At 44.6% G+C, this 23,073-nt stretch carries 12 protein-coding genes; 9 read left to right on the top strand and 3 right to left on the bottom strand.

Features of this window, described 5'->3' with window-relative positions; genetic code table 11:
• The first annotated feature begins 84 nt into the window (after positions 1-84).
• The 6 genes from rlmB to RDO37_RS02475 all read left to right on the top strand — a co-directional run bounded on the left by rlmB (position 85) and on the right by RDO37_RS02475 (position 6,005).
• A complete protein-coding gene (rlmB, locus tag RDO37_RS02500) occupies positions 85-861 on the top strand; it encodes a 23S rRNA (guanosine(2251)-2'-O)-methyltransferase RlmB (protein WP_273323967.1) in 777 nt (258 codons plus the stop codon).
• A gap of 522 nt (positions 862-1,383) precedes the next feature.
• Entirely contained in the window at positions 1,384-1,797 is a 414-nt protein-coding gene (gene rpsF / locus RDO37_RS02495; protein ID WP_027938952.1) for a 30S ribosomal protein S6, read from the top strand.
• 16 nt (positions 1,798-1,813) lie between these two features.
• Positions 1,814-2,044: a 30S ribosomal protein S18 gene (rpsR, locus tag RDO37_RS02490; protein ID WP_027938953.1), complete on the top strand. Its 231-nt coding sequence runs from the start codon at positions 1,814-1,816 to the stop codon at positions 2,042-2,044.
• 48 nt (positions 2,045-2,092) lie between these two features.
• On the top strand, positions 2,093-2,545 hold the full coding sequence (gene rplI / locus RDO37_RS02485; protein WP_027938954.1) for a 50S ribosomal protein L9: 453 nt from the start codon (positions 2,093-2,095) through the stop codon (positions 2,543-2,545).
• Positions 2,546-2,912: 367 nt separating this feature from the next.
• The gene (locus RDO37_RS02480; RefSeq protein ID WP_308497993.1) at positions 2,913-3,860 is read left to right on the top strand and encodes a Cof-type HAD-IIB family hydrolase; all 948 of its coding nucleotides are present in this window, start codon (positions 2,913-2,915) and stop codon (positions 3,858-3,860) included.
• A 312-nt stretch (positions 3,861-4,172) separates the two neighbouring features.
• Positions 4,173-6,005, top strand: a complete 1,833-nt coding sequence (locus tag RDO37_RS02475; RefSeq protein ID WP_308497992.1) for an ABC transporter ATP-binding protein/permease — start codon at positions 4,173-4,175, stop codon at positions 6,003-6,005.
• A 200-nt stretch (positions 6,006-6,205) separates the two neighbouring features.
• On the opposite strand, the gene RDO37_RS02470 is transcribed toward RDO37_RS02475, so the two are convergent.
• The 3 genes from RDO37_RS02470 to RDO37_RS02460 all read right to left on the bottom strand — a co-directional run bounded on the left by RDO37_RS02470 (position 6,206) and on the right by RDO37_RS02460 (position 11,556).
• On the bottom strand, positions 6,206-8,065 hold the full coding sequence (locus tag RDO37_RS02470; RefSeq protein ID WP_308497991.1) for a hypothetical protein: 1,860 nt from the start codon (positions 8,063-8,065) through the stop codon (positions 6,206-6,208).
• A gap of 262 nt (positions 8,066-8,327) precedes the next feature.
• The gene (locus RDO37_RS02465) at positions 8,328-9,806 is read right to left on the bottom strand and encodes a sodium:alanine symporter family protein (RefSeq protein ID WP_308497990.1); all 1,479 of its coding nucleotides are present in this window, start codon (positions 9,804-9,806) and stop codon (positions 8,328-8,330) included.
• 865 nt (positions 9,807-10,671) lie between these two features.
• Positions 10,672-11,556 carry a DedA family protein gene (locus RDO37_RS02460; protein WP_308497989.1) on the bottom strand — a complete coding sequence of 295 codons (885 nt, stop codon included), beginning with the start codon at positions 11,554-11,556 and terminating at the stop codon, positions 10,672-10,674.
• Between the two features lie 1,414 nt (positions 11,557-12,970).
• Between RDO37_RS02460 and RDO37_RS02455 the strand changes: the two genes are divergently transcribed.
• The 3 genes from RDO37_RS02455 (at position 12,971) to RDO37_RS02445 (ending at position 22,687) form a co-directional block, all read left to right on the top strand.
• Positions 12,971-19,693: a DNA translocase FtsK 4TM domain-containing protein gene (locus RDO37_RS02455; protein WP_308497988.1), complete on the top strand. Its 6,723-nt coding sequence runs from the start codon at positions 12,971-12,973 to the stop codon at positions 19,691-19,693.
• 329 nt (positions 19,694-20,022) lie between these two features.
• Entirely contained in the window at positions 20,023-20,706 is a 684-nt protein-coding gene (gene lolA, locus RDO37_RS02450; RefSeq protein WP_281710658.1) for an outer membrane lipoprotein chaperone LolA, read from the top strand.
• 556 nt (positions 20,707-21,262) lie between these two features.
• Entirely contained in the window at positions 21,263-22,687 is a 1,425-nt protein-coding gene (locus RDO37_RS02445) for a replication-associated recombination protein A (RefSeq protein WP_308497999.1), read from the top strand.
• Positions 22,688-23,073 lie beyond the last annotated feature (386 nt).

Genomic DNA, 23,073 nt, shown 5'->3' with positions numbered 1-23,073 from the left:
TGATGCGCTGCCTTGAGCAAACTGTTTTTAAAAGGGGCTAAGTAGTGCTTGGCCCCTTCATGCGTTTTGTTAGGAATGTAATTAATGCAACTGCAAAAGAAGAGTCGCAATCGTGAGCTTGTTTATGGCATCAGCGCTGTAGAGCAGGCTATCGAAACCTCTCCAGATATGATCCTTTCTGCATGGGTAGTAAAGGGACGTGAAGATGACAAGCGTATTAGTAAGCTGATCCGCGATCTGTCCATCTATGGTATCGTGCCTCAGACTGCTATGCGCCACTTCATTGATGAGAAGGCCGAAGGCGGTGTGCATCAGGGCATCATCATTGAGATGAAGGCTACTCCTCCTAAGAATGAGCAAGATCTTTTAGATTACTTAGATGAGCTTGAGCAAAAGCAAGAAGTTCCATTCTTCGTGATCTTAGATGGCGTTACTGATCCTAGAAACTTAGGTGCCGTAATGCGTTCTGCTTGGGCTGGTGGTTGCCATGGTGTTATCGTGCCAAAGGACAAGTCAGCAAGCTTAAACCCTGCTGCACGTAAGGCTGCTGCAGGTGCTGCTAGTGCTGTACCTTTCTTTGCTATCACCAACTTAGCTCGCGTAATGGACGATCTTGAAGAGCGCTCAATCCGCTGCATTGGTATGGATGGTAGCGCTGAGCAGACTATTTATGAGACCGACTTTAACGGTGGCCTTGCTATAGTTATGGGCTCAGAAGATAGCGGCATGCGTCGTTTAACTCGTGAAAAGTGCGCCGCTTTAACCAAGATTCCTATGGCAGATGGTGTAGATTCACTCAACGTATCTGTAGCAGCTGGTATTGCTGTCTTTGAGGCAGTACGTCAGCGTTCTGCTAAATAATTAAATCAAGCTAAACTAAGGTCACTATGCCTGTATTAGGCGAGGTGTAAGTTTAGATTGTTATTTGCTTAAGCCGTCTTAGTCACATAAGGCGGCTTTGTCATTTTTAGGTACTGTTTTTGTGGAAGGCTTAGAGTTAAATCCTGTCAAACGAGGTCGGAGCAATTAACAGATTTAAGATCTTATGATCTTGTAAGCCCTTTGGACTTGCCTACAGCTGTTAGCTTGCGGTGATCTTGGTGAGTTTTTAAGATCTTTTTGGGGTAAGTGCCAAGATCTTGTGGCGATCTTAAGGCTGTGATCTTTTTTTTAAATGGCTTGTATATGATGGTTTTTGCGCATCGGGGCTGTTGTAGGCTGAAACTTGCTAAAAAATGTGATTTATATCTTGCATTACGGCCAAATTCAGGTAGAATACAACGCACTTCAGTCATGTAAGCATACCCATGAAGGGATGCTACATCAGCTTCCTTGTCTAAAATACGACTGAAAATTTTAGACTTTTACCGTAAGGGGCATTTCATGCGTCACTACGAAATCATTTTCTTGGTTCACCCAGATCAGTCAGATCAGGTACCAGGCATGATCGAGCGTTACAAGGGCGAGATCGAGAAGACTGGCGGCAAGATTCACCGTCTTGAGGATTGGGGCCGTCGTCAGCTTGCTTACCCTATCTTAAAGCTTCACAAGGCACACTACGTTTTAATGAACGTAGAGGCTGAGCAAGAGGCTATTGACAGCATTGAGAACAACTTCCGTTTCAACGACGCTGTAATCCGTAACTTAGTCATCCGCACTTCAGGCCCAGTTACCGAGCCATCTCCAATGATGAAGGCTCGCGAGGACCGTCGTGCAGCTCGTGAGGACAACGACACCCGTCGCCGTGGCGACCGTGACGAGTCTTCTGATGCTGAAGTTTCAGCTGTAGAAGCTTAATTTGGAGGACTAGTAAATGGCCCGTTATTTCCATCGTCGTAAGTTCTGCCGTTTCACCGCTGAGGGTGTTTCTGAGATCGATTACAAGGACGTAGCTTTATTACGTAACTACGTAACCGAGTCTGGCAAGATCGTTCCAAGCCGCATTACTGGCACCAGCGCCAAGTACCAGCGTCAGCTTGCTACTGCTATCAAGCGTGCTCGCTTCTTAGCTCTGTTACCTTACACCGATCTTCACAGCCGTTAATTCACTCTTTGTTTTAATTGGCTTCAAAGATTAAAAGGAATTTTCTAAATGGAAGTTATTCTGCTCGATAAGATCGCCCACTTAGGCGGTCTCGGTGACAAGGTTAAGGTACGCAACGGTTACGCTCGTAACTTCCTGTTACCACAAAAGAAGGCTGTTTTAGCTAACGAAGAGAACTTAAAGAAGTTCGAAGAGGATCGCGTTAAGTACGCTGCTAAGATCGCTGAAGAGTTAGCTGCAGCTCAGGCTCGTGCTACTAAGCTCGAAGAGCTCGGTTCTGTTACCATCGGTTCTAACGCTGGTGACGAGGGCAAGTTATTCGGTTCTATCGGTACTCGTGACATCGCTGAGGCATTAACTGCTGCTGGCGTTGAGGCTCACAAGTCTGAGATCCGTATGCCAGAGGGCGTTATCCGCTCAATCGGCGAGTACGAGATTGCTGTACAGTTCCACGCTGACGTTAAGACTGTTGTTAAGGTTAACATCGTTCCTGCTAAGTAATAGCTCTTACGTAAAAGCGAACTAAAGAATTATAGATAAGGCAGAACCTGCAAAGGCTCTGCCTTATTTTTTGCCTGCAATAAATAGTGTAATGATAGTTGTGTAATCTTTATTTATGATTGCATCGCTATGCTGGTTTTGAAAATACAGCTTATAAAGACTCTACTTTGTCATGCATTTATGGAGAGTCGCAAAACATGCTTTAGTTAATTTTGTGGAGGGTAGTTTTTTGTGAAGCTAATTTTGCAAAGTGTGACAAACATTCAAGTTTTAGGCTATTATTATTGAGCCTTGGGGCAGGATCATTTCCAGCCTTATCAGGTTTAGAGCACTTTGTGCATGATTATTTATTTTGAAGCTGAAACCTATGTCATTAGAACACCTTGATAGCAAGACTCAAGAAGAGCTCGAAACTAAGTACATGACAGTTGAGGTTAGTGAAGAGGCTAAGAACTCTGACATGACCTTACCAAACCTCGAGACTATGCCGCCTGTAAAGCTGGTTGCTTTAGATATGGACGGCACTACCTTAAGAGAGGATAAGACTTTCTCTGAGCGTCTCATTAAGGTTGTTCATAAGATTCAAGAAATGGGTGTTACTGTAGCCATTTGTACTGGTCGTGCACCTGAAAGTATTCAAGGCTTTGCTAAAACCTTGGGTCTTGATAAAGGTCATGGCTACTGTGTCTGCTTTAATGGCGGTTCCTTAATTAATCTTGATGACATCAATCAAGATCTCGAAGTTAGCTATCTTGCAGCTCAGGACATTATTGATCTTGAAGCTGCTGCTCGCCGCGCTGATTGCGTTATCCACGCATACTCTACTCGTCGCTACCTCTTAACCGAGAGCAATATCATCTTTACCGAGATGGAGATTGCCTCCTCCATGCAACCTTTTGAGTTCATTGATTTCCCTGATGGCCTTAATAAGGAAGAAAAGGCTTACAAGGTCATTGCTGTAGGCGATGAGGATAAGCTTGATCGCATGAGAGAGTCACTCCCTGCAGACTTTGGAGAGCGTTTTACTATTGCCCGCACTCATCCAAACTTCCTCGAGTTTATGATCAAGGGCTGCAACAAGGGCACTACCTTAGCTAAGCTGTGTAAGATTCTTAATATCACCCTAGATAATGTAGCCGCCTTTGGTGATGCTGAGAATGATATTGAGATGGTGGCTGAGGCTGGTGTTGGTGTAGCAGTAAGTAACGCTATGCCTAAGCTTAAGGCAGTGGCTAAGTATCATACCTTCAACTACTTAGATGATGGTGTTGCTTGCTACTTAGAAAAGCTCTTTAAACTGCCACCACAGATTTAATCATAACGTTCGATTGGTTATTTAGGTGAGCCTTTCTCACCTTACATGCCGCGCCGTTGAGCGCGGCTTTTTTCTATGTCGTACTAAAAAACTGGGCATTTTGCCGTGTAGTGCGAAAGAACAGGGCATTTTGCTGTGTAGTGCGAAAGAACTGGGCATTCTGCTGTGTACTGCGAAAGAACTGGTTTTTTGAGGGCACATCTAAGGTGTAACTATCTTTGTTGTGGCACAATAGATTTCCTCAAACAGAACATATCCGTTTTTATGGACCATTCGCTGGTCTTGTAACCTTCTTAGTTGGAGAGAGTCTCGATGGGTGAGTCTCCTGAAAAGCTAGATTCAAAAGTAAGTGCTAGTGCCAATAGCGAAGCAAATACTGCAAGTGCTGCTCAAAAGAGCCAAGGCTATGGTACTGATAGTTTGCCACTGAAGATAACTTTAATAGCTTTCTGGCGTATGTTAGTGAGCTATTGGGGTTGCCGTGACTCTATGAAGTCATGGTTCTACTTAGTGTGTATCATTTCGCTCACAGGTGGCTCTGTCTATATCGCTACCTCTATCAACACTTGGTACAAAGACTTCTGGGATACCATTCAAAACTACGATATCGACGGCTTTAAGCAAAAGCTTGTAGTCTTTGCTACCTTGGCATCGATTCACGTGTTGGTTACAGTCTATAACGCTTATTTAAAGTCGTGTCTTTCGATCAATTGGCGTAAGTGGCTTACCGGTAAGACTATGGATCGTTGGCTGAGCAATGATAATTACTACAAGCTGCAGTTAACTGACAAAAAGACTGATAACCCTGATCAGCGTATCGCTGAAGATCTCAATCTCTTTGTTTCTTCAACTATTGGTTTGATCTTAGGTACTGCAACTGATTTAGCCATGATGGTTACTTTCGGTATTGTGCTGTGGAATTTATCCTCAGCTGTAGATATCACCGTCTTAGGCTATGAGCTCTCTTTGCCTGATGGCTATATGTGCTATTTAGCCTTGCTCTATGCCGTCATCGGTACTGCCTTAACCTTCTATTTAGGTAAGCCATTAGTTAAGCTCAACTTCAGACAACAGCGTTATGAAGCTGATTTCCGTTTCTCTTTGATTCGTGTACGTGAGAATAGCGAGTCTATCTCTATGTACAAGGGTGAAGAGGAAGAGAATAAGTACTTACGTCACAGCTTTGGTGATTTAGTTACTAACTATATCAAGCTGATTGTCTGCACCAAGCGCTTAGGCTTCTTAACCTTAGGTTATGCTCAGACTGCGGTGATCTTCCCAATGCTGATCTCTGCACCGCTCTACTTTGCCAAGATCATTACCATGGGTTCGATTATGCAGATTAGTTCTGCTTTTGGTCGGGTTCAGGATTCGCTATCTACCTTAGTTTCTAACTTCACTGCATGGGCCTCATGGAAGTCTGTTGTTGACCGTTTATCCTTGTTCTACATCTCTATTGAAGAGGCTGAAAAGCTTAAGTGCTTAAAGGTTGAGCGTGATAGCGACAAGATCGAGATTAAGAACTTAACCGTTAATAGCCCACGTCATGTGCTTCTGCTCGATAAGCTCAACTTAAGCTTAAGCTCAGGTGAGTCACTGTTAATTCGTGGTCCATCAGGCTGCGGTAAGTCCACATTATTAAAGGCTGTGGCTGGTATTTGGCCTTATGCTGATGGTGAAGTGCATTACATTAAAGACTCAAGTTGCTTATTCTTAAGCCAAAAGCCTTATTTACCTCAAGGCTCCTTGCGTCTTGCTGCGTCCTACCCAAGTGTTCCTGAGACAGAAGGTAAGACCGAAATGTACTTCAAGCTCTTAGGTTTAGAGCATCTGATTGCGCACTTAGATGAGGTGGATACATGGAATCATATCCTCTCTTTAGGCGAGCAGCAGCGAGTTGCTATCGTGCGTGCCTTGCTCAATAAGCCAGACATTCTTTTCTTAGATGAGGCAAGCTCGGCTATGGATGAAAAGAGTGAGTCACTTGTTTATGACGTCTTAAAGCAAGAGCTCAAAGATACAGTGATTGTGTCAGTAGGCCACCGCTCTACACTCATCGACAAGCACGATCGAGTTTTAACCTACACTAAAAACTCATCGTTTGAGCTCCAAAACAGCTCTGAGGCTGTAGCCCAATCCTTCTAGGCGCAAGCTGCAAGGCAGCGCTAAGGCCGTAGCCGAGGCTTTCTCGTATAAAGCTCTAAAACAGCACCGATGCCGTAGCCTAGTTTTTCTAGGCTAAAGCTATAGAACAGCACCGATGCGGTGGCTCAGTCCTTCTAAGATAAAGCTCTAAAAGGCCGTCTGAGATCTTATGATCTGAGGCGGTCTTTTTGTTTTCAAAGCTATAATCTTAGCGATGCGCGTTTGCTGCGCTTGATATCAAACGTAGTGTTCTTGTATTCAAGCAAAATAGCCGTGATCTCACTAGCCTTATTAGATGTGGATAGATCGATGTAACGCTCAAGTGATGCCTTAGTTTTAATCTTGCCACGCTTAATGAACTCAATTAATAATGATCCTAAGTTTTTGGTAATACATTTAGAAATAAGAGAGGACATCACTGCTGGGGCTATTTCTAAACAGTCAAAGATCTCAAACAAAAGATCAGAGTGCTCAGTAAGTAAGTTAGTAAGAATACGCTCAGAGAGGCGAATCTTGGCATTATCCTCGCGTAAGTAGCCTACTAATTGAGAAAGGCCATTATTTTGGGTCTGTATGCTGTATTTGACGGCTTTTTCATAATCGTAATAAGGAAGATGCCCATCCACATAGCTGTAGAAATCAGTAAATACAGCTCCTTTAGTGCGCATGAAAGACGCGATCTTTTGCTCTCCTTCCATCAAGGCAAAGAAACACAGTATGCTTAGTTTTGCCTTATCGAGTATGAATCTTTGAATCAGCAGTTGTATACAGTCAATACGCTGCTCCTCGCTTAAAGGATGGCGATCTCTAAGCTCGTCCTTCTCTGTTACTGCGAGATCTTTAGACACGTCATATGAGCAAAAATGTGGATAGCCAGAGCAAAATAAATACAGCCTCGTATTGAGAAAATATTCGATGCTCGTAACCGGAGCTTCTTTGGTTTTAGCACTACAAAACTTCTGCGTATCAAGCAGGGCTTTTAGCTTATTGACGCCACCGTAACGACAGGCTACAGCTAAGATCTGTGCTCCGTTATAGTTTGCTCTGTGGCCATATTCCTTGTGTCGGCCCCAAAAGTCGTAATCTAAGGTATCAAGGGTAGTACGAACTTGCTCGTCAGTTCCATATATAACTGCATCGAACAGATATCTACATGCATCCTCTTCGCAACTTAATGGGCGGTCTTTTAAGAGCCATTTGTCCCATATGCTTTTGTATGCATCCACAACATTAGATAGCTTATGGCCAAGAGCGTATTTGTGCAGAAAAACCTCTTCTTCTGCTAAGACTTCTTGGCACTTGTGAGCTTGGACCTCATCAAAGAGTTGAGGCTCAAGGCAATAGCCTAAGGCTACTTGTCTTGAAACATAATTCTTAACCTCATCTAAGTTAAGCTTTGGCGCGATCAGTATGGCAGGAGGGGCGTCCTCATAGACTTCTTTTTCTCTAAGGTATTTATCGACGCGTGTGACATTAGGAAGATAAAGAGCCACAGTTTTGTTCTGAAGCTCCTTGGCGCAATAAACAGTTTTAGTAGAAAGAAAATCGCCATGAAACTCAGCTTTGATAACCTTAGTCTTAAGGTATTGAACTGCAGCGTAGCTGATATTGCATTCTGCATCTTCAAAAACAATATTGGCTGTACTCTTAGATGGAACGCCTAACAAGTAGCGCTTATCTTTAGAATACAAAAGTCCATCACGCACCGAGTAAACTACGTTATCCTCATGGACTTTGTAGCTTATAAGATAGGGCAATTGCATGTGGCACAGGTAGGCATAAAGATTATTATGCTGCGCACTTAGATCGGTTCGGCCTTCATCATAATATCTTTTTACGACCTTTTGCTCTTTTTCAGACCATTCAAAGACATAGCGATAATAATACGGACTGTAGTGATGGCCAATGAAGCTTTTAGGCAGAAAGATGCTCTTAATTCTAGTTTTGGAGCTAAAGACATCACGCTTAGCTAAAAACTTAACGCCCTCGGGGATTACAACATCACCACCTTTGCCATGATATTTGATGAGCTCACCTTCACTAGTAATTTCAAAATCCATGATGCCCTCCGCGATGCCTAACGCAAGATGTAGATAGCGCCCGAAAAGAACCTAATCGTTACCGTCCAAAAAAACAGAGTTACTGCCAAGCTAAAAGGTCAGGGTTGCTGTTGCAAAAGAACTAAACCACTGCAGCATACTTCCATACTATAGCTGCAGTTGCTTAACAAATGGTCTAGCTTCATTGTACAAATACAAAAGCCGCTATAAAAGCGGCTTTTGTATGCGCAGTGATTGCGCTTATGAATGAGAGAGTACTTAATTAGTCGTTGCGATCGTTCTTCTCTTCGATGTAGTCTTTTGACATAGCACGACGCATTACAGCCTGCAGGTTGGCAAAGCGGTTAGTGAGTACTTCAGATGGACCAAATAATGGACGTACACCCTTTAAGTACTTATCGTCGTAGTCAGAGACCGCACGAGTTACTAACTTATAAAGACCGATAACAGCCAGAATGTTAGGGATTACCATGAGGCCGTTAAACATGTCGGCAAGCTCCCACACTAAGTCTACTTCTAAGAATGAGCCCATTAATAAGAAGCACAGTACTAGAACTGAGAACATATTGAGGTTGCGATAGCCGAAGATGTATTTGAAGTTTTGGGCTGCAAAGAAGTACCATCCAATAATGGTGGTAAAGGCCGCAAAGAACAGACACACGGCCACAAAGCCTGCACCTGCCTCACCCATGCCTTTAATGAAGGCAGTCTGGGTTAACACGATACCAGTGGTAGTGCCATCAAGAGAGCCAGTAACTAAGATTACTAAGGCAGTAGCGTTGAGCACGATGAAGGTATCAATGGTAAGGCCGATAATAGCGGCTAAGCCCTGCTCAGCTGGGTGCTTTACACGAGCAACTGCGTGAGCGTGAGGGGTAGAACCCATACCAGCTTCGTTAGAGAACAGACCACGAGCTACACCATAGCGGATAGCTTCTTTAATCGAAGCACCGATAACACCACCAGTTGCTGCCTCAGGATTAAATGCACCAATGATAATGGCCTTAAATGCAGGCAGCACCATGTCATAGTTTATGAGCATGATGTAAACAGCGCCAAGAACGTATACACCTGCCATGAAAGGAACAATCTTCTCGGCAAAGGAAGCAATACGCTTAATACCGCCGATGAAGATAAAACCAGCAAGACAGATTAAGATCATGCCGGAGAACCAGTTTGGTACGTTAAATGCGCTAGAGAAAGCTGTAGTAATGGAGTTTGCCTGCACCATGTTGCCGATAAAGCCTAAAGCAACAATGATGAGGATGGCGAAGATGATGGATAAGGACTTTAAGCCTAAGCCTTTATAGATGTAGTAAGAAGGACCGCCGGTGATATGACCTTGACCGTCACGAGTACGGTAAACCTGTGCTAGTACAGCCTCAGCAAAGATAGTAGCCATACCAAAGAATGCAGCAACCCACATCCAGAAGATAGCGCCTGGGCCGCCCATCACCATAGCAGTAGCCACACCAGCTAGGTTACCAGTACCAACTTGTGCAGCAATAGAGGTAGCTAAAGACTGGAATGAGGTCATACCATGTTGACCGGCCTTCTCTCCACTAAAGGAGAAGTTGCCAAACACGTGTCTAAAGGCACGACCAAATTGTCTTACTTGAACAAAGCGGGTCTTAAAAGTAAAGAAGATACCGGTACCAACTAAGATAGGAATAAGGCACCAAGGTCCCCATAAGATAGAGTTAATATCACGGACTATTTCAGTAATCTGATCCATTGTCATAAGTAAGCTTTCCTAGATTTGTTAGGCGATCTTCTCTATTTCACAATTTTTAGGTAGTAAAAAGTCTATCGAGCAGGTGACATAAACAGTGCTACGTTTGGTTTAAACGTAACTTAATTCATGTACGCAAAGACTACGTATTGAAGAGAAACGTAGAAGGCTCTTTGATAGGAGTTTTTACAAAGATGAAGATACAACCATGTCACAAACAGGAACAAGACCTCATGCACTATCCATCGACTCGATGGCATTAGTGCCCCTTATGCTGCGCCTTTCACCCGCATCAGTTAAGTACTGATTGCAAAAGGTATGGGTAGTTCCGAAATTTAGCGAAGTTTAGACGCTTAAGGTAAACAAGATGCTTAACACTGATGCGTCTTAGAAGTTCTTACATAAGCCATCAAAGAGGCTTAAGAAGCGGGGCTAATGATACCACATGATCAAAAAGTATCACCAAGATGGTGCGGATTTGACTCGTAAATGCTAGCTCTTTTGTTTTGTGATCAAAAAAGGTGCTAATAGCCAAAATAAGCGAAAAGTTCGCTTGAGACCTGTTAAAGATAGTGTGTATGCGGCCTAGATGAAATTTGTAAACCTTAACGTTAATTGTTGAGTGCAGTTTGGGTGAAACGAGCTAAGCACTTCTGTGGCGCGAGATTAAGTGCTGCTGATGGCATTGGATTGGGCGTGAGATTAACAGCAGCCGATACCAATGGATAGGTATATGCGGCTGATGACAACGGATGTGGGCCTGAGATTAAGTGCTGCGGATGGCAAGGGATGGGGGCTTTTGATTTGTAGTTGAGGTAGATATGAAAAAGCCGGCATGAGCCGGCTTTTTCAATGTTCACGTTAGTGCGTAAACTTAGTTAGGCTTTTTGTTTAGCTGCACTTTCTTAGGAGTGCCAATTGAGGCAAAGTTCTTTTCTACTTTGTCTGCCTCTTTATGCTCAAGCTCGTCTTCAGCTGCAGCGCTTTTAGCTGCACTTTGTGTTGAAGTTGTAGAGTCTTGCTTGGCAGCTTGCTTAGCAGCCTCTTGTCCAGTGCACTCGCATAAAGACTCGCCTTTTACAATCTTTGCAGCCTGCTCACGGGTAATTGGAGTAGTAGGCTCGCAATTGCAGTTAGAGTCATCAGAAAACTTTGACATCTTAGAGTGGAAACGCTTCTTTAAGTAAATGATGAGAACTACAGCAAATACTAAGAAGAGAGCTGCATAGATCATAGTCTGTACGTCTTTTACGTACTGCATTAACAGATCTAAGTTATCAGCAAAGAAGTAACCAAGATAGACCCATACTGGTACAGAGATTATTGCGGCAAAGCCGTCAATTAATAGAAAGGTAAGATATGGGATACGGCGGCTCATACCGGCAACGAGGAAGATTGGGGATCTTAAGCCAGGTAAGAAACGGGCAATGAATAATAAGGAAAGGCCGTATTGTTTAAACTTTCTTTGAATATGGGAGAAGCGGCGTGGGGATAAGATCTTTCTAAAGGTGCGAATACGTTGGATACGATAACCAAACACTCGTCCGGCAATAAACATAGTGCTATCGCCAATTAACACACCGGCAAGACCAACAATCACCATGGTATGAGGATTTGCTAAATCCAGACCTGCAATAACACCACCAGATACTAAGGTAATATCTTCAGGGACAGGGAGACCAAAGCCACAAAGAATTAAGATGCCAAATACGGCCATGTAGCCATAGTCAGTAAAGAAGGAGATTAAAAAGTCTAACACTTCAGATCCCTTTGAGCGAAACAGTAATCTACCCAATAGCAGCATGTAAGAGCGGGTATCGCATGAGTGTGAACAAGCGATAGCAACTCTACTTACTGCACTGTATACCTAAGCTACATCAACAAACTATCAAGGCTAAGCTTGCGATAGGCATGATTAAAGTCATCATTAAAGCTGACCTTAATGAGCCGTGTGTTGAGTAAATGCTTAGCTTTATACAAAGCTAAACCTCGGATACAGCATGCAAGCGGTCATTAGCAAACGCAATGATCAGGTTGCCACTCTAGCTTTTGTACCAGTGCTTAAGTTTTAGAATTAAAACCACATTGGTATCTAACTAGTTTGAAAAAGCATATCAACCTTAATAGTTTAGCGCACATTTGCCTAAGCTGTTAAATATTTGATGCAAAGCTACAGCGCTTTGCAGCTAAAAGTTGATATACAAGCGCATAACGACTCTTAAGTAGATGCCGTGATTCGAAGATGCAAAACAAACATAGGCATTAAAGCAATCATTAGAGCAAGTTATCTAAATAAATGCTCTTTTCAAACTGTAGCTTGAAAATAAGCTTGCCTTACAAGAGGACTGCAGTTTGATGCTTAATGCAAGCACAGTGCAGCTATGAACATTAGAGCGTCAAAGCTTAGTGTTACGCAATTAATAAAAAGGTAACTTTCTGAGTTTATCAAGATTCGACACTAAAAACAGATTTTTCGTAAGTTTTTCATAAAAATCGACGTGTTCTAATGTGTTTTTACCAAAAATTTTTAAAAATTACACAACTTTTCATATTTCCATCAGGGCATGTAGCGTCATTTCTTTACTAAGAGTAAACATTCCTTTAACCACGCATCACTATATCTTGTGGGTAACTTTTGCCTTTAGCACTTGAAAGGCAAATTCATGTTTATTAAGCCATCAGAAAAGACTTATGAGCACGAAAGTTTAAGTAAGTTCACTACTGCTATCCGTGAGTGCAAATTGAGATGTGTAGGTTGCTTTCTACATGTAGTGTTACGGGCGTTGTTTATGTTGCAAGATTAAAAGCCATGTCGCTTGATAAGTGACTTTTTACATAATCTTGAAATTTGTTTGCAAAGTTGTGGGCGGATGCTGACTTTTACGGTGTCTTTGTTCTTTCTAAAGAGTCTAGGATGCCGTATACTTTTCAGTTTCAGAAAAAGCTTTAGGGCATTACTTTGCCTAAAGTTTTTTTTCATGGATTTTTGTTAAAAGGTTTAGGCATGCGTCTTATGCAATAAAGCGCATGCCTAAGCGTTTTGTATCTTAGTGGTGATGCCAAGTCTAAGAAATACAAGCTACTTTTCTGGCTCTAAAGTACAGTGCTTTTTAGTTGCAGCTTGTAAAGCTTAGATAACGGTATGACAAAGGTATCGGATAGGAGATTGAAGTATGGCTGCTTCACAAGGGGCGCATGAGAAGGGTGCTCAGCGTAGTCCACTACGCAAAGTGCTGTTCATGTTAAGTGTTGGACTGAGCTTATTATGTGTCTATTTCTGTTTAGACTTCCAAAGTGGCTCTTCTGCTCGTTTGAGTGGTGAGCTCATTGTAGGCAAGGTAGACACTGCAGGTTATGGCGATTCCGACTCCTCAGTAGCCAGCTTTTTCTTCGAGCATTTTGGCGCTCTTAGCTATCTGTTTTGTTTTGCTATTGTCTATGTGGGCTATTTCATTTTATTAAAGCCTGTAGACATATGGCGTGCTGATTTTTACAAAGCAGGTCTACGTATCTTAGGTTTTAACTGCGTGTTAATTGGCGCTGCAGGTATTCTCTCTCGCTTTGCCGATTTAGGCTCCACCGGTGCAGGTGGCTTGCTTGGCGACATGCTCAATATCTTCTTTGACCTCTTTGTTCCAAATATCCTCACTGTTTTAACTTTTGGTTTAGTGATGATAAGCGGTATTGCCTTTATGTCAGGTAGTACTCCGTTTGCTTTGTTTGAGCGCATTGGTGAGTTGTTCTTCAAGGTGGTGCCATCTGGCAGCGAAAAGACCAAGAAGCGTACTGAGATTACCGATACCGACAATGTTTCTTTAGATCCTGCCTTAACTGGTGCAGGTACTGTTGCAGCCCTTTCTGTAGGCGCAGCCATGGCAACAGATGCACATGCTAGCGACGAGTTATCCGATATTGTTGCTGACGGCGAGCTTGAGGATATTTATACCGATACCAACGAAGAGCAGCCTCTTACTGAGCAAGAGCTCATGGAGCAACCAAACGCCTTTACTAGCGAGTACGACTCAGATCCTGATGAGATTGATACCTCTAAGTATGACTTTAGCAACAGCATGCAAGAAGGTGCTCAGGGCGGCATTGAGCCAGTCTTTGGCGATGATATGGCAGCTCAAGGTGCACAGGGCGGCGCTCCTGACTTCTTTGCTGGTGTAATGTCTAGCATCAATAATGAGCAGACATCCGACGATACAATGGGCGATGGTGCCCTTCAAGCAGATGGTTCTTACCAGGCACAAGATGGTGAGTTCCACTCTGAGGACAATTACCTCGGTGATGATGCTGCTTACCAAGCTCAAGACAGCGCTTATCAGTCTGAGGACAATTACCCAGGTAATGATGCTGCTTACCCAGCTCAAAACTCTATGCCTTATCAGAATGATGCTCAGCAAGGATATGACCAAGAGGGCAATGCTCAAAGCGATGCTTACTATGAGGCACAAGCTAGTGACTCACAACAGTATGCTCAGGAGCAGGGAGCTCAGGGTTACGAGCAAGCTTTGCATGGTTACGAGCAGGGTGAGTCAGCTGCAGCTGATGAAAATGTAGGTAGCACTAGATCTAATCTGCGTTCACAAGATGATGCTTTTATGGAGCAGTCTTATGAGCAAGAAGATCTCGTACCTCCAATGCCAATTCCTGGTGAAACTGATAGTGAAGCCATGCTTGATCAGGGCAGTGAGGTTGCTGATGTAAATAATGAGGCCGCCCCTGCCGTTGATATTAGAAATAACATGTTATCTTCAGATGAGAGTGAGCAAGGTGCTGCTTTAGCTGCAGCTGTACGCTCTGTTGCATCTGATGAAGGCTCAGACCTCTCTGCTGCTGATGATATTGCAAGTTCAGTATCCCAAGTAGCTACTAGTGCTGCTTTAGCTTCTAGTGATGCTATTCCTGCAGCTGCCAGTGTTGGTGCTCCTGCCGCAGCAGCAGGCGCAGCTATTCCAGCTGCTGCAGCAGCCACTGGCGCAGCTTTAGCTGCTTCTTCTGCAGCTACTGCAGCTATTGATAATGCTATGAGCGGTTTAAGCTCTGCTCTTAAGGGTGCTTTAGCAGCTGGTAATCAGTCTGCAACAGCTCAGCTCAAAGCTGCCGATGGTAAGGCAGAAGCAGCTGATGAGCAGGAACTGAGCAATGAAGAGCGCGAGGCGATTAACGAGAATCTGCGTAAGGTAGTTTTAGCTGATGTATCCAAGGTAAAGTCATCTGGCGATCCATACGCAATTGCCCAAGAGCGCTTAAAAGCAAAAGACCAAGAGCAATCTCAAGAACAAGCTGCTTCACCAAAGAGCGAAGCTGACAAGGGCGATGCACAAGATAGCTCTGCTCAAAGTGACATTAGTGAAGACCGCCCATATGGTTATGGCACTTATGCCGCTAAGCACTTTGATGAGGATCCAGCTAAGGAAAGTGCTAAGTCTCAGGATGATAAAGAAGAGGCCAAGGATAACGCGGAGAAAGAAGAGGGTGTGGTTCATACCATCGTTCAGCGTACCGATCCTAAGGTCTTTGCTGCTCAATTAGAGGCTCAGAAGAAGGCTCGTGAAGAAAAAGAGCGTGCTGAGCGTGAAGAGGCTGAAGCAAAGGCTAAGGCTGAGCAAGAAGCGGCCGAGGCTCAGGCTGCTCAAGAGGCTAGTGCTGATCTTAAGAGTGAGGAAGATGACGGCCCTCACTATATTGGCACTTACGCCGATGGTATCGAGAAGGCTAAGGGCGAAGCTCCTAAGTACATCACTCCAGGTGTTGTTGATGAAGACAGCAAACCTGAGGAGAAAGATGATGAGGAGGATAAGGGCCCTGGCACTATCATTCGTGATACTCGTAAAGAATTTGCTGCAGCTCAGGCTGCACGTGCCGCAGCCAAGGCTGAGCAAGAGCGTTTAGAAAAAGAGCGTTTAGCTAAGCAGTCTCAAGAAGAAGAGGCCAAGGCTCAAGAGAAGCATGCCCAAGAAGAGATAGAGCAAGCAGCCGATTCAGACAAGAGTGTAGCTGAGGATAAGGCCGAAGATGAGCAGTCAAGCTCAAAAGATGAGGCCAAGGCTAAGGATGAGGATAAGAGTGAAGAAGATGATGGCCGTGTCTCCACTGTCATTACTCGTACTGTAATCACTCGTCAGATAGCTCCAGCTCCAGTTGAAGCCCCAAGCACCTCTAGCGACGAGGCTAATGCTGATGCAAATAAGGATGAAGGAGTAAGCGTTGATGCCGCTCCGGTTGCCGATAGCGCTGCTTCAAGTGCAGCTACCGCAGCCGTATCTTTAGATGCAAAGAGTGCCAATGATGCTGCTCTTGCTGCAAGTGCAGCCGCCGCTCCAGATAAGGCTGATGTATTAAAGGCTTTAAGTTCTTTAGCTAGCGAGATTGACAGCGCTGCTGCAGGTGTAAAGCTCGCTCATGAAAGTGATAGTGCTTTAGATTTAGATAAGCAAGAGAACTCTGATACCGATAGCTTTGAGCCAGAGCATGCTTATGACTTCTCTGATGGCCACAAGGCAGGTGCTGTTAATGTTGATTTAAGTCAGACTAGCGACTCTGATGAGGATGACTTTAGCGAGTTTGTCTCTGGTCATGTTCAAAAGAAGGCCAGCTCAAGCTTTGACTTTAGCCGCTTTAATAAGTCTGACAAGGGCTCATCTGATCACATCTTTAGTGAAGAGAGTAAGTTAGACGAACAGCCAACAGCTCCAGTCGATAACAGCGAGCACAATGACAACATTATCTCCTTTGATAATGTGAAGAGCTTTGAGGTTGGTGGTTTAAGCTCAGCCTTTATTCCAATGCCAGGCGAGGAAAGTGCCAAGGTACGTCACTCATTGCGTGATGATGATGCACAGCAAGCAGCTGCTAAGGCTGAACGCGAGGCTGCCGAACAAGCCGCACGCGAGGCAGCAGAGATGGCAGCACGTGAAGCAGCCGAGCAAGCCGAACGCGAGGCAGCAGAGCAGGCGGCACGCGAAGCTGCCGAACAAGCTGCACGTGAAGCAGCAGAGCAGGCAGAACGTGAGGCGGCTGAGATCGCCGCACGTGAAGCAGCTGAGATCGCCGCACGTGAAGCTGCAGCTCAGGCTGAGGCTCAACGATTAGCCCAAGAGCAAGCTGCTCGTGAGGCCGCTCTGCACAATGATTTACCAGCTTTTGGCCAAGAAGAGCCAATTGATGATCAAGCCTTTGGTGGCAGTGCAAACAATCATCGTGCCGACATTACTCGTGGCTTTAACTTCAGCCAGTTTGATAATGCTGAGGATGATGTTGAGATTGAAGACTCTTTTGGCAGCTCCGATAGCTCTAATGTCTTCAATAGCGCCCACGACGACTCTCTATTTGGCAAGTTCGATATTGATGATGAGTTTGGCTCCGATATTGTCTCAGGCAAGTCACAGCGTCAAGCTGGCTTTGGACCAAGAGAGCAACAAGAGTCAGACAATCATGTAGCTGCAGGCTTTGGCGCAAGTCAGTCAAATGGCAAGCAAGAGCTTGCTGACCTCAACTCATTTATTTCCTCAGAAGATGATGAGGATGTTTATGACAATGAGTCTGAGTCCGATGACAATAGCGCTGATGAGAGCTATGAGAACAATGCCACTTCTGTAAATGAGCAGCAACAGGCTGATAATAGCTCCATGACAAATATGATGGGTCAGGGCTATCAGGGTATGCCTAACATGCCAATGCAGCAGATGCAGGGTATGAATCAAAATGGTATGCCAATGCAATCCATGCCTGGTATGGCTCCAAACGGTCAAATCATGCAGCTGCCAAATGGTCAGTATGTACAGGTAATGCCAAATGGCATGATGTACCCTGCTAATGGCCAGGGCATGATGCCAAATATGGCTGCTATGGGCCAAATGGGTGTAGGCCCAATGGGTCAGTACATGCAGCTACCAAATGGTCAATTTGTCCCAATGATGCCTAATGGCATGCCGATGATGAATCAGATGGGCATGATGGCAAACAATGCTATGCAGCAAGGTATGCAGCAGGGCATGATGTATGGTAATAACATGGCTATGAACCCTCAAGCTAATGCTATGGCTCCATTTGCCCAGGGCGATGCTCAGGCAATGGATAACCATCAAGCTGAGGATGTAGCTCAAGAGAGTTATGACCAGCATAACTATGAGAGCGCTCAGGAGAATGCTTTAAATAACTATGAGCAGCCTCAGCAGTTTGCTAGCCAAGAGCATACACAGAGCGTAGATCATGCAGGCCATGAGCAGCATGCTGACAATGCCGGTCATTTAAATCAGAACGTTGGGGTAAATGGCTACCAGGGCAATAATATGTCCGAGGCTGGCAATGCCTTTATGGGTGCTCACAATAGCTCGAGCTCTAATCTGCCATCTTATATGGCAGGTGTAACCCAAGCTCCAGTTGCAAGCTTTGAAGATACAGGCTCTAAGGCTTTATGCACTGTGCCACGTCGTCGCTATGACTCTTGGCGTCCATCTTTAGATTTACTGGCTCGTTCTGGCAGCAAGGTAGAGATTCCACCTGAGGAACTTGAAAAGACTGCAGAGCGTATTAATGAGGTCTTAGCCTCTTACGGCGTTAAGGCACAAGTTGCTGACTACTTAACTGGCCCGGTTATTACTCGCTTTGATTTAGAGCTGTCACCAGGTGTTAAGAGTAGCGCCATTTCATCAATTGAAACTGAGCTGTGCCGTAATCTTTTAGTGCCTAATGTACGTGTGGTGCCAATTATTGATGGCTCTTCATACGTAGGTCTTGAGGTACCAAACCATCAAAGACAGTTTATTACCTTAGCTGATATGGCCTCTTCTCGTGAGTTTGAAGAGACAAAGGCAGTACTGCCAATGTGCTTAGGCGCATCGGTAGTGGGTAATCCTGTGGTTAAGGATATGGCTGAAAGCCCTCACTTACTCGTGGCTGGTACCACTGGCTCTGGTAAGTCAGCAGGTCTTAACACCATGCTCATTTCCATGTTGCTCAAGAGATCCCCAGCTGAGTTAAGACTCATATTAGTGGATCCTAAGCAGCTTGAGTTCTCCATTTACAAGGATCTGCCACACTTAATTACTCCTGTAATTACTGATGTAGCTGAGAAGACTCCAATTGCGCTGAATTGGTGTGTTGATGAAATGGAGCGCCGCTTCAAGTTAATGAGCTTATTAGGCGTAAGAAAGCTTGCTGAGTACAACGATCTGATTCGTGATGAGGCTGCCAAGGGTCGCTCCGTTCCTGATCCTTTATGGACTGCTGAAATGGGTGGTCACCCAACTGCTCTTGAGCCGCTGCCATGGATTGTAGTTGTGGTTGAAGAGTTTGCTGACCTGATGGCACAAAGCGGTCGCAAGAAGGATAAGGATGGTACTCCAGAAAGCCTGATTGCACGTTTAAGTGCCAAGTCTCGTGCTGCAGGTATTCACTTAGTACTCGTAACCCAGACTCCTCGCTCAGAGGTTGTTACCGGCATGATTAAGGCTAACTTCCCATCACGTGTGGCCTTTACCGTGCAAAACCGTATCGACTCAACTATTGTGCTCGATGAGAAGGGTGCTGAGTGTCTGCTTGGTAACGGCGATATGCTCTACAAGTTCACCGGCTCAAGTACTGCAACACGTGCTCACGGTGCCTTCACTAGCAACGACGACGTTAAGGCTGTGGTTGATGCTTGGCGCGAGTATGCTGGTGCTCCAGAGTATCTTGAGGATGTTATTGCAGTACCTGAAGAGCCTGTTGAGGAAAGCGCTGATGAGAAGCCTCAGAAGCTCGATGAGAAGTTTGATAAGGCTGTAGAGTTAGTCCGTGAGTTAGGTAAAGCTCCAACTGTTTCAGACTTACAAAGCTGTCTGTCAATTGGTTACCCACGCGCTAAGAAGCTCTTACGTCAATTAGTGCTTGAGGGCATTATCGACTAATTCAAGAGTGAACTAGCGCATTACATCAGTAGTGCTATTTTTTATAAAACCCGGATTAGAGGTGTACATCCTTGTCCGGGTTTTTTGTTATGAGGCTAAAGTGAATGTGCTAAGCTTTTGCTAGGTATATCTTGTGTACAATGGCATCTTAAGCACTTGGTGATTATCTTTTATGATGGGGTCTTAGCATATGAACGCTATGGACTACCCATGTGATAGCAAGTATTAGCTGCAAAAGACCAAAGCTAATAAAAACACTTAATTTTTCTTAAGCGAACTAAATGAGGTAGGCGCTGTCTGTCATATCAATGCTAGGACGTGCGCTAATTATGATTATGACATCGATTCGTACTATGGCTTTAGCCGCTGTTGTTGGTGCTGCAGTTTGTCTTGCAGCTCCTGTATCCATTCAAAACGCATATGCTGCCAAGGCAGCTGCCGCAGTAAATGCTGAGCAAGCTAAGCAAGATCTTAAAGATATGCTCTCAAAGTTAAGTGCATTTTCAGCCAAGTTTCGACAAGAGCTTAGCGATGGTAATGGTGGTTTAATTGCTGATGGTAGTGGTGAGCTGTACTTAAAACGCCCACATAGCTTCATCATGTACACCGACTCACCTGATGTCACCGTACTCTACACTAAGGATAAGGATATCTACTTTTACGATGAGGTCGTAAATCAGGTATCTATCTTCTCTACAACTGCCATTAGCTCCAATCCAATGATGCTCCTTTCTGGCAACGATGAGAGTGTTTGGAACGATTACAATGTCACCCGCGATGGCGATCGTTTTACCTTAACTCCTGTTTCAGGTAGTGATATTCAAAGTCTGACCATCTCTTTTGTTCCTGAGGCCAAAAGCAAAGGCTCAGTACAATTGCTTGAGTCTTTAACCTTACGCATGGATGATGGCAACACTAACTTCTATCTTTTCACCAAGCAGTCAGCAAATGCTGCCGATGAGAAGTTTGATTTCAAGCTGCCAAAAGACGTTGAGGTAGACGATCAGCGTTAAGATCCCGTCAAAACAAAGCAAGAGATACTCATCAATTGTCATCTTGCTGATGCGCGGGCGCTGCAATTGTTTATCCGAAGCGCTGCAATTGCTGATGCACGGGGCTGCAATTGTTTATGCCGATGCGCTGCAATTGCTGATGCACGGGGCTGCAATTGTTTATGCCGATGCGCTGTAATTGCTGATGCGCGGGCGCTGTAAGTACTCTAAGCTTCAACGCTCAAGAGCTAAGCTGCAGCACTTGAGTAAGTGATGTGGTAGTGCTGCTAGATTAGCCTATCCTTAATAGGCATGAGTCCCATGGTCAAAGCCATGGGCAGTGGTCATTTTTTTAGGATGAATAGGTTTCGCAATGGATTCTCTCAAGGACTCTTTTCTTGGTGCTCTAGATGATGACCTCAGAGAGTCAGATAGCAATAGCTCTGCATTTAAAGGCTCATCAACTAGTAGTGCTAAAGTCTCTATACCTGAGTTTACTGTGACTAATGGCAGTGGCGCTGGTATGAGCGAAATAGCGTCTGAAAAAGATAGCGCAGGTGCTGTTGCTACTAGTGCAATGGTGGATAAAGATGCAGCCTATGATCCTTTTGCCCCACTAGCAGCGCGTTTAAGACCACGAAATTTAGATGAGTACATTGGCCAAAGTCATTTAATTGGTCCTGGTAAGCCACTGCGTCGCGCTCTTGAGCGTGGACAGTGCTACTCCATGATCTTTTGGGGACCACCAGGTGTAGGTAAAACTACCTTGGCTCATATCATCGCTAATAGCTCTCATGCCGTACTAGAAGAAATCTCAGCTGTAGCTGCAGGTATCAAGGATATACGCGAGGCTGTAGAACGAGCTAAAGATCGCCGCCGCCGTGGTATACGTACCATGCTCTTTGTCGATGAGGTGCATCGTTTTAATAAAGCTCAGCAAGATGCTTTCTTGCCGCATATTGAGAATGGTACCGTCATATTTATTGGCGCTACTACTGAAAACCCATCATTCCAAGTTAACTCAGCGCTCTTGTCACGTGCTCGCGTGTATGTCCTCAAAAAGCTTAGTGAAAAAGAGCTTTCAGACCTTATTGATTTGGCATTAAGCTCAGAGCATGGTCTTAAAAAAGAGAACCTTACTTTTGATGATCGCGTACGTAATGCGCTCATTCAGCTATGTGATGGCGATGGACGTAACTTACTAACAACCTTAGAGATGCTTGCTGATGACGCCTCTCCATTACCTGATGGGCGTAATGTCATTACTTATGCCATGGTAGGAGCAGTCGCAGGTCGTCGCCTCATTAGTTACGATAAAGGCGGTGATGCCTACTACGATCTCATCTCTGCTTTCCATAAGTCAGTACGCGGTAGTGCCCCTGATGCTGCTTTGTATTGGTATTCACGTATCTTAGAGGCTGGCGGTGATCCTCTGTATGTAGCAAGACGGCTGCTTGCGATCGCTACTGAAGATATTGGGCTTGCGGATCCTCAAGCTATGCAAGTGGGACTTAACGCCTGGGATATCTTTACGCGCGTGGGTGAGGCCGAAGGCGAAAGAGCGATTGCTGAGGCAGCGGTCTATATGGCTATGGCTCCAAAGAGCAATCATCTGTATAACGCCTTTAATACGGCGCGTGCAGATGCTTCAACTCTGCCTTCATTTGATGTGCCGCTCTACATTCGTAATGCCCCAACCAAGCTCATGGAATCGCTTGGTTATCATGATGGCTATCGTTATGCCCATGACTATCCAAATGGCTATGCACCGGGAGAGTGTTTTATGCCTGAGGAGTTACATGGCCGTACTTACTACACTCCAACTAATCGCGGCTACGAGCAGTATTTACTGCAGCGTTTAGATTACTTACGTAAGCTTGATGAAGCTGCTCCAAATGAACAGCGTTTTACTCGTGAACATGCCAAACATATGCTCTCAGAGCTTAAGCGCCGCTACCCTGACCTTTTTGGTGATGACCATAGCAAGCCGGGCCACGACTAACTTAGTTAAATCGTATCCATGGCCACGACTAGCTTAGTTAAGTCGTATCCATGGCCACGACTAGCTTAGTTAAGTCGTATCCATGGCCACGACTAGTTTAGTTAAATCGTATCCATGGCCACTACTAGCTTAGTTAAGTCATATCCATGCTCAAGACTAGCCTTGTCCAATTGAAACAGGCTAAAAATGGTTGTGCTCAATTGGCTCTGTATTTCAGACAATTTTTGTTTAGTTTAGTTGTATGCCAATGGGGTACAAAAGATGGTGGCAAAAATTAATAGAGGGATGGGTACAAGCTGTCAAACGGCGTGTAGAGTAGCTTGGCAAGCAATTTTTAAAAGCATGAGCTAGTAATTTTGTTGCACCTTAGTTTGTTGAATAGGAAC

It is taken from the genome of uncultured Anaerobiospirillum sp., assembly GCF_902485895.1.
Lineage (GTDB): Bacteria > Pseudomonadota > Gammaproteobacteria > Enterobacterales > Succinivibrionaceae > Anaerobiospirillum > Anaerobiospirillum succiniciproducens.
The sequence above is the reverse complement of the archived record's forward strand: the minus strand, read 5'-3'. Positions and strand labels throughout refer to the sequence as shown.

Excerpts from the sequence above, each read along its gene's own strand:
- rpsF (WP_027938952.1), top strand. The coding sequence starts at position 1,384 with ATGCGTCACTACGAAATCATTTTCTTGGTTCACCCAGATCAGTCAGAT.
- rplI (WP_027938954.1), top strand. The coding sequence starts at position 2,093 with ATGGAAGTTATTCTGCTCGATAAGATCGCCCACTTAGGCGGTCTCGGT.
- rpsR (WP_027938953.1), top strand. The coding sequence starts at position 1,814 with ATGGCCCGTTATTTCCATCGTCGTAAGTTCTGCCGTTTCACCGCTGAG.
- RDO37_RS02475 (WP_308497992.1), top strand. The coding sequence starts at position 4,173 with ATGGGTGAGTCTCCTGAAAAGCTAGATTCAAAAGTAAGTGCTAGTGCC.
- RDO37_RS02455 (WP_308497988.1), top strand. The coding sequence starts at position 12,971 with ATGGCTGCTTCACAAGGGGCGCATGAGAAGGGTGCTCAGCGTAGTCCA.
- RDO37_RS02465 (WP_308497990.1), bottom strand. The coding sequence starts at position 9,806 with ATGACAATGGATCAGATTACTGAAATAGTCCGTGATATTAACTCTATC.
- rlmB (WP_273323967.1), top strand. The coding sequence starts at position 85 with ATGCAACTGCAAAAGAAGAGTCGCAATCGTGAGCTTGTTTATGGCATC.
- RDO37_RS02480 (WP_308497993.1), top strand. The coding sequence starts at position 2,913 with ATGTCATTAGAACACCTTGATAGCAAGACTCAAGAAGAGCTCGAAACT.
- RDO37_RS02445 (WP_308497999.1), top strand. The coding sequence starts at position 21,263 with ATGGTGGATAAAGATGCAGCCTATGATCCTTTTGCCCCACTAGCAGCG.
- lolA (WP_281710658.1), top strand. The coding sequence starts at position 20,023 with ATGATTATGACATCGATTCGTACTATGGCTTTAGCCGCTGTTGTTGGT.
- RDO37_RS02470 (WP_308497991.1), bottom strand. The coding sequence starts at position 8,065 with ATGGATTTTGAAATTACTAGTGAAGGTGAGCTCATCAAATATCATGGC.